Below are 12,408 nucleotides of genomic sequence, written 5' to 3' on the forward strand. Positions count from 1 at the left end.
CCCGTTCCCATCCCGAACACGGTAGTTAAGCTTCTCTGCGCCAATGGTAGTTGGGGGCTTCCCCCTGCGAGAGTAGGTCGCTGCCGGGCAATAGTAAAAGTCCTAATTATTTAGGGCTTTTTTTGTTGAAGTGTTTCCTTTGTCAGCTATCTTATTGGATGTTATATTAGTAAAAGACCCTTAAATAGAATTTTTAATGGAGTTTTTTAGGTGGAGGGGTGTTTTTTAGTGGATAATGGTATATTTATAGTAGCTACAATCTTTGTTGTAAATATTTTGTATGTGACCATTTATACGGTAAGGTTGCTACTTACGATGAAAGGATATCGTTATTTAGCTGCACTTTCGAGTGTATTTGAGATGATTATTTATGTTGTTGCACTAAGTTTGGTATTAGATAATTTAAATAACATAGCGAATGTTTTAGCTTATGCAGTAGGTTTTGGTGTGGGTATTATTGTTGGAATGAAAATTGAAGAGCGAATTGCTTTAGGTTATATCACTGTAAATGTTATTACGAAAGAATATAATTTAGATTTGCCGAATCAAATTCGTGATTTAGGCTACGGGGTAACTAGCTGGCTTGCGAGTGGGCGTGATGGAGAGCGTATGATGCTTGAAATTTTGACTCAAAGAAAGAATGAACGAAAACTATATAAACAAATTATTGAAATTGATAATGGAGCATTTATTGTTTCATCTGAGCCAAAACAAATTCATGGCGGTTTTTGGATAAAACAAGTTAGAAAATAGGAAGAAGCTTACCAAGCATGGTAGCTTCTTTTTTTATTTATTTAGTGAAATGAGCTACATAATACCGCTAATAGTAATAAAAAACAGTAAAACACGAACGTTAATAAAACGTAACAATTAAATGTTCGATTTTTCGTTGACTTTTGTGATAGCTATTGTTAGAATGAAGGAGTCGAAAGAGATTATGAAATTAAGAAGGAGTTGATCACGTAATGCCTGCGGAAATTGGTGTCATTATGGGGAGTACCTCAGATTGGGATACAATGAAAAAAGCATGTGATGTATTGGATGAACTTGAAATTGCTTATGAAAAAAAAGTCGTTTCTGCTCATCGTACACCAGATTTAATGTTTCAATATGCAGAACAAGCGCGGGAACGTGGTTTGAAAATTATTATTGCGGGCGCTGGAGGAGCGGCGCATTTGCCAGGTATGGTTGCTGCTAAAACAACTTTGCCTGTTATTGGTGTGCCAATTAAGTCAAAAGCGTTAAGCGGAATGGATTCTCTATTATCCATTGTACAAATGCCTGGTGGTGTTCCTGTTGCTACTGTTGCAATCGGTGAAAGCGGAGCAGTCAATGCGGGTCTTTTAGCAGCGCAAATTTTATCTATTACAAACGATGCAATTACTAACAGATTACAAAAAAGACGTGCTACACTAGAAGAAACAGTTCTAGAAAGTAGTGATTCTCTTGGATAAAAAATTTTTACTGACAAATAGTACAATTGGTATCATCGGTGGTGGACAATTAGGACGTATGCTAGCGATAGCTGCAAAAGCAATGGGTTACCGAATTATTGTTTTAGATCCTACAGCAGATTGTCCAGCTGCTCAAGTAAGCGATGAACAAATCGTAGCTGATTATGATGACAAAGTAGCTTTACGTGAACTTTCGGAAAAAGCAGATGTTGTGACATATGAATTTGAAAACATTGACTACGATGCGCTTAAAATGACACAAAACTTAGTATCTGTCCCACAAGGATCGGAATTACTTTCGATTACGCAAGACAGAATTTTAGAAAAGGCGTATTTAGAATCTGCTAACATTAATATTGCGCCATATGCTGTAATTGTTGATAAAGAAGAAATCGAAAGTGAGATAAGAAGTATTGGTTATCCGGCTGTCTTAAAAACAGCGCAAGGCGGATATGATGGAAAGGGACAAGTTGTTATTCACAGTGCAAGTGATATTGAGGATGCAGCACAATTGTTGCGTTACGGTTCTTGTGTGTTAGAAGCCTGGATTCCTTTTGAAAAAGAGATTTCTGTCATTGTTGCTCGTAACTTAAATGGACAAGTGGAAACATTCCCAGTAGCTGAGAATGTTCATGTAAACAATATTTTGCATACGACTATTGCGCCGGCCAAAGTGGCAGCGGATGTCTATGAAGAAGCGGAAGAAATTGCCAAAAAATTAGCCGATGTACTTCAATTATGTGGTGTTTTAGCTGTAGAAATGTTTGTGACTAGTTCTGGGGCGATTTATGTAAATGAACTTGCTCCAAGACCTCATAATTCAGGACATTTTACGATAGAGGCTTGTTCGATTTCTCAGTTCACACAGCATATTCGTGCGATAGTTGGCTTGCCGCTAGTAAAACCTGAGCTATTGAAACCAGCGTTAATGGTCAATATTTTAGGACAACATGTGGATGCAGTGAATGAACAAATGATAGATTACCCACATTGGTTTGTGCATTATTATGGTAAAAAAGAAGCTAAAATCAATCGCAAAATGGGTCATATAACTATCTTGACTGATGAACCAAAAGCGGTATTGAGTGATATAGAAGAAACGCAAATTTGGAAGTAACTGGAGGAATTAAAAAGGATGTTAGAACGTTATACTCGTAAAGAAATGGGCAATATTTGGACAGAACAAAATCGTTATCAAGCTTGGTTAGAAGTAGAAATTTTGGCTTGTGAAGCGTGGGCAGAGCTTGGTGATATTCCAAAAGAAGATGTAAAGAAAATTCGTGCGAATGCTAAGTTTGATGTCGACCGTATTCATGAAATCGAATTAGAAACTAGACATGATGTAGTAGCATTTACTCGTTCGGTATCTGAGTCTCTTGGTGAGGAACGTAAATGGGTGCATTATGGCTTAACTTCAACAGATGTAGTAGATACAGCGAATTCTTACTTACTAAAACAAGCAAATGAAATTTTAAGAAAAGACTTGGAGAATTTCATTGCGATTATTGGCGAAAAAGCGAAAGAACATAAATATACAGTAACGATGGGTCGTACGCACGGTGTTCACGCGGAGCCAACAACTTTTGGTTTAAAACTTGCTCTATGGTACGAGGAAATGAAACGTAATTTAGAACGTTTTAACTTTGCTGCTGATGGTGTAGAGTTCGGAAAGATTTCTGGAGCTGTTGGGACTTATGCTAACATTGATCCTTTTGTGGAAGCATATGTTTGTGAAAAATTAGGAACTACTCCAGCGCCGATTTCAACGCAAACATTGCAACGTGATCGTCATGCAGAATATCTTGCAACGCTTGCTTTAATTGCCACTTCTGTCGAAAAATTTGCTGTTGAAGTACGTGCTTTACAAAAAAGTGAAGTACGCGAAGTAGAAGAATTCTTTGCAAAAGGGCAAAAAGGTTCATCCGCAATGCCGCATAAACGTAATCCAATTGGTTCTGAAAATGTAACTGGGCTAGCTCGCGTTATTCGTGGACATATGGTTACTGCTTATGAAAATGTACCACTTTGGCATGAACGTGATATTTCTCATAGTTCAGCGGAACGAATTATTTTACCAGATTCTACTATTTTATTAGATTATATTTTAAATCGTTTTGGTAATATTGTGAAAAACTTGACGGTATTCCCAGAAAATATGAAACGTAATATGGATAGAACTCTAGGATTAATTTATTCGCAACGTGTTCTACTTGCGCTGATTGATAAAGGCTTAGCTCGAGAAGCAGCCTATGATGTCGTACAACCAAGAGCAATGGAAGCTTGGGAAAAACAAGTACCATTCCGTGAATTAGTAGAACAAGATGCAACTATTACTGAAAATCTATCTGCAGAAGAAATTGCAGACTGCTTTGATTACAACTATCACCTGAAGAATGTCGACTTAATTTTTGATCGCTTAGGATTATAATTACGGACAGAATACAACCTAACCTCTTTGATATATGTTTTTTCAAAGAGGTTAAGTAATTTATAAGGAGATAAATTATCGTGACTAATGAACTGTTGTATGAAGGAAAAGCAAAACGACTTTTTAAAACAGATGAGGCTGGGGTCTTGCGTGTTGCATATAAGGATGATGCGACTGCTCTAAATGGTGTTCGAAAAGAATCTTTTACTGGTAAAGGCGAACTTAATAATCAGATTACATCACTTATTTTTTCTTATTTAGCAAAAGAAGGGATTTCGAGTCACTTTATTCGGGCGATTTCAGAAACGGAACAACTTGTTAAAGAAGTTTCGATTATTCCACTTGAAGTTGTTGTTCGTAATGTGACGGCTGGTAGTCTTGCGAAACGTCTTGGTAAAGAAGAAGGCGAGGAAATTCCAAATGCGATTGTGGAATTTTATTATAAAGATGATGCCTTAGATGATCCGTTTATTAATGATGATCATGTGCTTTATTTAGACATTGCGACAACAAATGAAATGGACGCGATTCGTCAGGCTGCTCGTTCGATTAATAAGGTGCTACAAGAATTATTCAATCAAATGAATATTACTCTCATTGATTTTAAATTAGAATTTGGTCGTGATGCAGCGGGAAATATTTTGCTGGCGGATGAAATTTCACCAGATACATGCAGACTATGGGATAAGGAAACAAATCAAAAGCTCGATAAGGATGTCTTTCGTCGGAATATTGGCAATTTAACAGATGTGTATACAGAAGTATTGAATAGATTAAAGCAAGTTCAAAACTAGGAGGCCACAAAATGTATAATGTCAAAGTTTATGTCACTTTAAAGAAAAGCGTATTAGATCCACAAGGGGTTGCAGTAAAAGACGCAGCGAAAAGCATGGGTTACGAAGAAGTAGAAGATGTCCGTATTGGTAAATTTATGGAACTTAAAGTAGCGAAGTCAGATAGAGATATTCATGAAGTGTTGAATGAAATGTGCGACAAACTGTTAACAAATCCGGTGATGGAAGATTACCGATATGAAATTGAGGAGGCTTAAACGATGAAATTTGCTGTCATTCAGTTCCCAGGTTCAAATTGTGACCTTGATATGCTACATGCGATTCGCGATTCTCTTGGTGAGGAGGCGGAATATGTTTGGCATGCGGAAACAAGTCTTGCAGGTTTTGATGCGGTATTACTTCCAGGTGGATTTTCTTATGGAGATTACTTGCGAACTGGTGCGATTGCGAAATTTTCAAGTATTATGCCAGAAGTTTTACGCTTTGCTGAAATGGGAAAACCAGTGCTTGGTGTGTGTAACGGATTTCAAATTTTAACAGAAATTGGTTTACTACCAGGAGCTTTAATTAGAAACAATAATTTGCATTTTATTTGTAAGACGGTGCCGCTTCGTGTGGCGAATGCCGATACAATGTTTACTGGACTTTATGAAGAAGACGAAATTATTCAAGTTCCAGTTGCTCACGGGGAAGGTAATTACTACTGTGATGATGAAACACTTTTAAAATTAAAAGACAATAATCAAATTGTGTTTACATATGATAGCGTGAACCCAAATGGAAGTCGTGCAGATATTGCTGGTATCGTTAATGAACGCGGGAATGTGCTTGGAATGATGCCACATCCTGAACGCGCGGTGGAAGATATTATTGGCGGCACTGATGGTTTAAGACTTTTCGAGTCCGTTGTAAAAGCTTGGAAGGAGGAACAAGTAAATGCCTAACATGGAGCCAACGACAAAAGAAATTAAAGAACAAAAGATTTATCAAGAAATGGGTTTAACGGATAGTGAATATGAGCTTGTTTGTTCCATTCTTGGACGCGAGCCTAATTATACTGAAACAGGTCTTTTCTCTGTTATGTGGTCGGAACATTGTAGCTATAAAAATTCTAAACCAGTACTTCGGAAATTTCCTACAGAAGGAAAACAAGTTTTGCAAGGACCGGGTGAAGGTGCTGGGATTGTTGATATTGGCGATGGTTTAGGTGTTGCTTTTAAAGTCGAAAGTCATAATCATCCATCATACGTGGAGCCGTACCAAGGAGCTGCAACTGGTGTCGGCGGAATTATTCGTGATGTTTTCTCGATGGGAGCTAGACCGATTGCAATGCTGAACTCGCTTCGTTTTGGTGAGCTAGATACTCCACATGCGAAGTACTTAGTTAGTGAAGTTGTTGCTGGGATTGCTGGATATGGTAATTCGATTGGGATTCCAACTGTTGGCGGCGAAATCCAATTTGATCCTTGTTACACAAAAAATCCATTAGTAAATGCGATGTGTGTTGGATTAATTGAAGCAAAAGATATTCAAAAAGGGCAAGCAAAAGGAATTGGCAACCCGGTGATGTATGTTGGCGCTAAAACTGGTCGTGACGGGATTCACGGTGCCACTTTTGCATCTGTAGAGTTTAGTGAAGAAGGCGAACAACAACGTTCTGCTGTACAAGTGGGCGATCCTTTTATGGAGAAATTGTTGCTTGAGGCTTGTTTAGATGTGATTCGTGATCATTCGGATATTTTAGTTGGGATTCAAGATATGGGAGCTGCTGGGCTTGTTAGCTCAAGTTCTGAAATGGCTTCAAAAGCGGGTGCTGGGCTAGAATTAATTATGGATGATGTGCCGCAACGTGAACTACATATGACGCCATACGAAATGTTACTTTCTGAATCTCAAGAACGGATGCTTCTATGTGTGAAAAAAGGTCATGTAGAAGAAATCCAAGCTTTATTTGAACGATATGGTTTAGAAGCAGTTGTGATTGGAAAAGTAACGGACGATAAAATGTATAAAATTATTCATCACGGTGAAGTGGTTGCGAACGTTCCTGTAGATGCGCTTGCAGAAGATGCGCCAGTTTATCATAAACCTTCGAAAGAACCAGCTCGTTATCAAGCTTTCCAAGAAGAGGATGCATTTGTGCCGGTGATTGATGATGTGGTTGGTGTGTGGAAAGAGTTACTTGCTCAGCCAACGATTGCTAGTAAGCGACATATTTATGAACAATATGATTATCAAGTGCGCACAGACACAGCAGTTGTGCCCGGATCAGATGCGGCAATTGTTCGTGTGCGTGGAACCGAGAAGGCGATTGCGATGACAACTGACTGTAACTCGCGCTATTTGTATCTTGACCCAGAAGTAGGCGGAGCGATAGCGGTTGCGGAAGCGGCGCGCAATATCGTTTGTTCTGGCGGAAAACCACTCGCGATTACAGATGGACTTAATTTTGGTAATCCTGAAAAACCTGAAATTTTTTGGGAAATTGAAAAAGCAGCTGATGGTATTAGTGCAGCTTGTCTAGAGCTTGATACACCAGTCATTTCGGGAAATGTTTCGCTTTATAATGAAACAGATGGTACAGGAATTTATCCAACGCCGGTGATTGGGATGGTTGGTTTAGTAGAGGATTTGGCACACATTACGACACAAGATTTTAAAAATAGTGGCGATGTGATTTTCTTAATTGGTGAAACAAAAGCTGAATATAGTGGCTCGGAATTACAGAAATTACAACAAGGGAAAATTAGCGGACGCGCGCCAGAATTAGATTTAGCGACAGAGAAAAAATACCAACAATTACTTCTAACCGCGATTCAGGAAGGATTAGTTGCTTCCAGTCATGATTTAGCAGAAGGCGGGTTTGGTGTTGCTCTTGCGGAAGCGACATTTAAAGCAGGGCTTGGTGCGGATGTAGAAGTACCATTTGAGTTGAATCAACTATTCAGTGAATCACAATCACGTTTCTTAGTATCTGTAAAACCAGAAAATGAAGCAGCTTTTGCTAAATTAATGGAACTGGAAAAAGTATATCGACTTGGTGTAGTAACGGCAGATGAAACGATTCGCGTGAAACATAAAGAAGAGCTAGTAACTGCGAGTACATCTGATTTACGATTTATTTGGGAAGGGGCTATTCCATGCTTGCTGAAGTAAAAGGACTTAATGAAGAATGTGGTATTTTTGGTATTTGGGATCATCCTAATGCAGCGGAAATCACTTACTATGGGTTGCATAGTTTACAACATCGCGGTCAAGAAGGTGCCGGAATTGTTTCAACAGACGGAGAAACGTTAAAAGGGCATCGGAATCTTGGGCTTTTAGCAGATGTATTTAAGCACGGTGAACTAGACGATTTAAAAGGTAAGGCAGCAATTGGCCACGTTCGCTATGCGACAGCTGGTCAAAAAAACTTAGGAAATGTACAACCATTTTTATTTCATTTTCACAGTTCTTCACTTGCACTTGCGCATAATGGGAATTTAGTGAATGCGAAGACTTTACGCCGCGAATTAGAAGAAGAAGGAGCTATCTTTCAAACAAGTTCGGACACGGAAGTATTAGCGCATTTAATTAAACGCAGCCATACTGGTGATTTTGTAGAAGATTTAAAAGTAGCTTTAAACAAGGTCAAAGGTGGCTTTGCATATATGCTGCTTACAGAAGATACAATGTACGCCGCGCTTGACCCAAATGGCTTTAGACCACTTTCGATTGGTCGAATTGGCGATTCTTATGTAGTTGCTTCTGAAACTTGTGCTTTTGAAACGGTTGGCGCTGAATTTGTCCGTGATGTGGAGCCAGGTGAACTGATTATTATTAATAATGACGGACTGCGGATTGAAAAATTTACGGAAAATGTGACGCATTCGATTTGTAGTATGGAATATATTTATTTTGCTCGTCCGGACTCTAATATAGCTGGAATTAATGTTCACTCAGCTAGAAAGCGTTCTGGGAAAAGACTTGCAAAAGAAGCATTTATTGATGCAGATGTAGTGACAGGTGTGCCGGATTCAAGTATTTCTGCGGCGATTGGCTATGCAGAAGAAGCTGGACTGCCGTACGAACTTGGTCTCATCAAAAATAGATATGTGGCAAGAACTTTTATTCAGCCATCTCAAGAACTTAGGGAACAAGGGGTTAGAATGAAGCTTTCTGCGGTGCGAGGAGTTGTGGAAGGTAAACGAGTTGTCATGATTGATGATTCCATCGTTCGTGGGACGACAAGTAAACGCATTGTCCAGCTTTTACGTGAAGCGGGCGCGGCGGAAGTTCATGTGAGAATCGCTTCTCCACCACTTGCTTATCCTTGTTTTTATGGAATTGATATTCAAACACGAAATGAATTGATTGCTTCTAATTATTCTGTTGATGAAATTTGCCGTATTATTGGCGCTGATTCTTTAGAATATTTGAGTGAAGAAGGTTTAGTAGATTCCATTGGCAGACCTTATCCGAACGAACCTTATGGGGGACTTTGTATGGCTTATTTTAACGGGGATTATCCGACCCCTTTATACGATTATGAAGCAGAATATTTAGCGAGCTTAGAAGCAGAAAAATAATGAGGAGTGACAAATCGAATGGCAGAGAATGCATATAGTAAAGCAGGCGTGGACGTAGATGCTGGCTATCAAGTAGTCGAGCGCATCAAAAAGCATGTAGCTAGAACAGAGCGGATGGGCGCAATGGGTGCCCTTGGTTCTTTTGGCGGAATGTTTGACTTAAGTGGTTTGGATTTAAAAGAACCCGTTCTGGTTTCTGGTACAGATGGTGTTGGAACAAAATTGCTTTTGGCTATTGAAGCAGATAAGCATGATACGATTGGGATTGACTGCGTGGCAATGTGCGTGAATGACATTTTAGCTCAAGGTGCCGAGCCATTATTTTTCTTAGATTATATCGCAACAGGGAAGACAGATCCTGTTAAAATGGAACAAATTGTTAAAGGGGTAGCTGATGGTTGTGAACAAGCTGGGGCGGCTTTAATTGGCGGGGAAACTGCTGAAATGCCCGATATGTACGGGGCAGATGATTATGATTTAGCAGGTTTTACTGTCGGAGCTGTCGAGAAAAAGAAACTGATTACAGAAGGTGCAGTCAAAGCCGGAGATACTCTCATTGGTATCCCGTCGAGCGGAATCCATAGTAATGGTTACTCACTAGTCCGAAAAATTTTCTTTAAAGACAATGACTTTAAGTTAAATGAAGCGTTCACGGAACTAGATGTGCCACTTGTGGAAGAGTTACTTAAGCCGACACGCATTTATGTGAAGCCAGTTTTAGAAGTTTTAAAAGCAGTGGATGTTCACGGTATTACTCATGTGACAGGTGGCGGATTTGTAGAGAATTTACCACGGATGTTAACAAATGATTTAGCTGTTAAAGTGGAGCTTGGTTCGTGGCCGGTTCTTCCAATTTTTGACTTAATGAAAAAATACGGTCAATTGAGCGAACTTGAAATGTATGAGATTTTCAATATGGGTATCGGAATGGTTTTGGCAGTTGCGAAAGAGGATGTCGAAAAAACATTAGAAGTACTCGTTCAAAACGGGGAAGCGGCCTATGTTATTGGAGAAGTAACAACGCGTTCTGATGATGCCGTTATTTTCGGAGGCGCAAAAGGATGAATATAGCTATTTTTGCTTCTGGTAATGGCTCGAATTTTCAAGCTTTAGTAGATGATGAGCTTATTAAGCCTCATGTGAAGCTACTTGTCTGTGATAAACCAAACGCCTATGTTGTAGAACGCGCAAACAAGCAAAATATTCCGGTTTTCCTGTTTGATGTGAAAAATTATCCGGATAAAGAGGCTTTTGAAACCGAAATTTTATTAGAACTGCGCGGTTTGGAAATTGATTTATTAGTGCTTGCGGGTTATATGCGCTTGATAGGGCCTACGTTACTTGCGGAATTCCCTGAGCAAATTGTTAACTTGCATCCGTCGTTATTACCTGCATTCAAAGGGAAAGATGCGATTGGTCAAGCTATCGAAGCGAAAGTATCAGAAACCGGTGTTACAGCTCATTTTGTGGATGCCGGGATGGATACAGGACCAATGATTGACCAGGTCAAAGTTGTGGTAGCTAAAACAGAAACAGCAGATAGTTTAGCTGAAAAAATTCATCAAGTAGAACATATTTTTTATCCAAAAGTGATTCGAGGATTAATTCAAAATGGAGGGAACGATTAATTATCATGAAAAGAGCGCTTATAAGTGTATCAGATAAAAACGGCATCGTGCCATTTGCAGAAAAATTAGTAGAACTTGGTGTAGAAATTATTTCAACTGGTGGGACAAAAGCAGCATTTGAACAAGCTGGCGTACCGGTTACGGGAATTGAAGCAGTTACCGAATTTCCAGAAATGCTTGATGGCCGAGTAAAAACGCTTCATCCAGCTATTCATGGTGGTTTGCTTGCAAGACGTGATACGGCGGAACATATGGAAGCAATTGCTGCACATGATATTAAGCCAATTGATTTAGTCATTGTTAATTTGTATCCTTTCCAAGAAACGATTCAAAAACCTGGTGTTACTTTAGAAGAAGCGATTGAAAATATTGATATTGGCGGACCTTCAATGTTACGCTCTGCTGCGAAAAATTATGCGGCGGTAACTGTTGTAGTTGATACAGCGGACTACGATACAGTACTTACAGAACTACAAGAACACGGTGCAACTACTTTTGAAACGCGCCAACGTCTTGCTGCTAAAGTATTTCGACACACAGCAGCTTATGATGCTTTAATTGCAGAGTACTTAACGGATGTTACCGGTGAAACTTTCCCAGAAAAAGTAACATTAACTTACAATCGAAAACAAGTTTTGCGTTACGGTGAAAATCCTCACCAAGATGCAGCTTTTTATACAGAACCACGTGCGGTTGAAAACTCGATTAGTGCTGCGAAACAGTTGCACGGTAAAGAGTTATCTTATAACAACATTCGCGATGCAGATGCGGCACTTAAAATTGCTAGTGAATTCAAAGAACCAGTGGCAGTTGCAGTAAAACACATGAATCCATGCGGAGTTGGCGTTGGTGAAACTATTGAAGAAGCTTATTTAAAAGCCTACGAAGCAGATGAAATATCTATTTTTGGTGGAATTGTTGCTTTAAATAAAGAAGTTGATGCGAAAACAGCAGAACATATGAGTAAAATTTTCTTAGAAATCATTATTGCACCAAGTTTTTCCGAAGAAGCTTTTGCGATTTTAGCGAAAAAGAAAAATATTCGTCTGTTAACTGTTCCATTTGCGGGTAACGTGGAAGGTTTTGAGAAAACTTCTGTTAACGGTGGACTTCTTATCCAAGCGAATGACGCTTTTGTAGAAGATACAACAAGTTATGAAGTAGTGACAGAAAAACAACCAACCAACTCAGAAATGAAAGCTTTACTTGCTCAGTGGAAAATTGTCAAACATGTCAAGTCAAACGCGATTGTTATTGGCTCAGATAAACAAACGCTTGGAATTGGCGCTGGTCAAATGAATCGAATCGGCTCAGCATTGATTGCGCTAGAACAAGCTGGTGAAAAAGCAAAAGGCGCTGTACTTGCCTCCGATGCCTTTTTCCCGATGGATGATACAGTTGAGGCTGCGGCAAAAGCAGGTATTACGGCGATTATTCAACCTGGTGGATCGATCAAAGATAAAGAATCAATTGCAATGGCTGATAAATATGGAATTTCCATGGTTCTAACTCATGTACGCCATTTCAAACATTAAT

The 12,408-nt window shown here is 39.2% G+C and carries 12 protein-coding genes and 1 rRNA gene; all 13 read left to right on the forward strand.

The window, feature by feature from the left end:
* Positions 1-89, forward strand: a 5S ribosomal RNA gene (gene rrf / locus AC4PG0_RS13705); the annotation flags it as partial.
* Between the two features lie 139 nt (positions 90-228).
* On the forward strand, positions 229-753 hold the full coding sequence (locus tag AC4PG0_RS13710; protein ID WP_003762861.1) for a DUF2179 domain-containing protein: 525 nt from the start codon (positions 229-231) through the stop codon (positions 751-753).
* Between the two features lie 212 nt (positions 754-965).
* A complete protein-coding gene (purE, locus tag AC4PG0_RS13715; RefSeq protein WP_003762860.1) occupies positions 966-1,454 on the forward strand; it encodes a 5-(carboxyamino)imidazole ribonucleotide mutase in 489 nt (162 codons plus the stop codon).
* Entirely contained in the window at positions 1,447-2,571 is a 1,125-nt protein-coding gene (gene purK / locus AC4PG0_RS13720; protein WP_010991006.1) for a 5-(carboxyamino)imidazole ribonucleotide synthase, read from the forward strand. Before purE ends, purK begins: the two co-directional genes overlap by 8 nt.
* 18 nt (positions 2,572-2,589) lie before the next feature.
* Complete coding sequence (gene purB, locus AC4PG0_RS13725) at positions 2,590-3,882, forward strand: adenylosuccinate lyase (RefSeq protein WP_010991005.1); 1,293 nt, start codon at positions 2,590-2,592, stop codon at positions 3,880-3,882.
* Positions 3,883-3,962: 80 nt separating this feature from the next.
* Positions 3,963-4,676: a phosphoribosylaminoimidazolesuccinocarboxamide synthase gene (gene purC / locus AC4PG0_RS13730; RefSeq protein WP_492167846.1), complete on the forward strand. Its 714-nt coding sequence runs from the start codon at positions 3,963-3,965 to the stop codon at positions 4,674-4,676.
* An 11-nt stretch (positions 4,677-4,687) separates the two neighbouring features.
* Positions 4,688-4,933, forward strand: coding sequence for a phosphoribosylformylglycinamidine synthase subunit PurS (purS, locus tag AC4PG0_RS13735; RefSeq protein WP_003722248.1), 246 nt, complete (start codon positions 4,688-4,690; stop codon positions 4,931-4,933).
* A gap of 3 nt (positions 4,934-4,936) precedes the next feature.
* A complete protein-coding gene (purQ, locus tag AC4PG0_RS13740) occupies positions 4,937-5,620 on the forward strand; it encodes a phosphoribosylformylglycinamidine synthase subunit PurQ (RefSeq protein WP_185482703.1) in 684 nt (227 codons plus the stop codon).
* Positions 5,613-7,832, forward strand: a complete 2,220-nt coding sequence (gene purL, locus AC4PG0_RS13745; protein ID WP_492167847.1) for a phosphoribosylformylglycinamidine synthase subunit PurL — start codon at positions 5,613-5,615, stop codon at positions 7,830-7,832. Before purQ ends, purL begins: the two co-directional genes overlap by 8 nt.
* Positions 7,817-9,244, forward strand: a complete 1,428-nt coding sequence (purF, locus tag AC4PG0_RS13750; protein ID WP_003762854.1) for an amidophosphoribosyltransferase — start codon at positions 7,817-7,819, stop codon at positions 9,242-9,244. The genes purL and purF overlap by 16 nt, the downstream gene beginning before the upstream one ends.
* 18 nt (positions 9,245-9,262) lie before the next feature.
* Positions 9,263-10,309 (forward strand): phosphoribosylformylglycinamidine cyclo-ligase, encoded by a 1,047-nt coding sequence (purM, locus tag AC4PG0_RS13755; RefSeq protein ID WP_033533895.1) that lies wholly within the window; start codon positions 9,263-9,265, stop codon positions 10,307-10,309.
* Positions 10,306-10,872, forward strand: coding sequence for a phosphoribosylglycinamide formyltransferase (gene purN / locus AC4PG0_RS13760; RefSeq protein ID WP_003762851.1), 567 nt, complete (start codon positions 10,306-10,308; stop codon positions 10,870-10,872). Before purM ends, purN begins: the two co-directional genes overlap by 4 nt.
* A gap of 5 nt (positions 10,873-10,877) precedes the next feature.
* On the forward strand, positions 10,878-12,407 hold the full coding sequence (purH, locus tag AC4PG0_RS13765) for a bifunctional phosphoribosylaminoimidazolecarboxamide formyltransferase/IMP cyclohydrolase (protein WP_492167848.1): 1,530 nt from the start codon (positions 10,878-10,880) through the stop codon (positions 12,405-12,407).
* The last annotated feature ends 1 nt before the right edge of the window (position 12,408 follow it).

This window comes from Listeria sp. MAN/IMW/UF464 (genome assembly GCF_058683955.1).

Coding starts and splice junctions, on each gene's coding strand:
- purS (WP_003722248.1), top strand. CDS start 4,688: ATGTATAATGTCAAAGTTTATGTCACTTTAAAGAAAAGCGTATTAGAT.
- purQ (WP_185482703.1), top strand. CDS start 4,937: ATGAAATTTGCTGTCATTCAGTTCCCAGGTTCAAATTGTGACCTTGAT.
- purB (WP_010991005.1), top strand. CDS start 2,590: ATGTTAGAACGTTATACTCGTAAAGAAATGGGCAATATTTGGACAGAA.
- purN (WP_003762851.1), top strand. CDS start 10,306: ATGAATATAGCTATTTTTGCTTCTGGTAATGGCTCGAATTTTCAAGCT.
- purE (WP_003762860.1), top strand. CDS start 966: ATGCCTGCGGAAATTGGTGTCATTATGGGGAGTACCTCAGATTGGGAT.
- purM (WP_033533895.1), top strand. CDS start 9,263: ATGGCAGAGAATGCATATAGTAAAGCAGGCGTGGACGTAGATGCTGGC.
- purL (WP_492167847.1), top strand. CDS start 5,613: ATGCCTAACATGGAGCCAACGACAAAAGAAATTAAAGAACAAAAGATT.
- purF (WP_003762854.1), top strand. CDS start 7,817: ATGCTTGCTGAAGTAAAAGGACTTAATGAAGAATGTGGTATTTTTGGT.
- purH (WP_492167848.1), top strand. CDS start 10,878: ATGAAAAGAGCGCTTATAAGTGTATCAGATAAAAACGGCATCGTGCCA.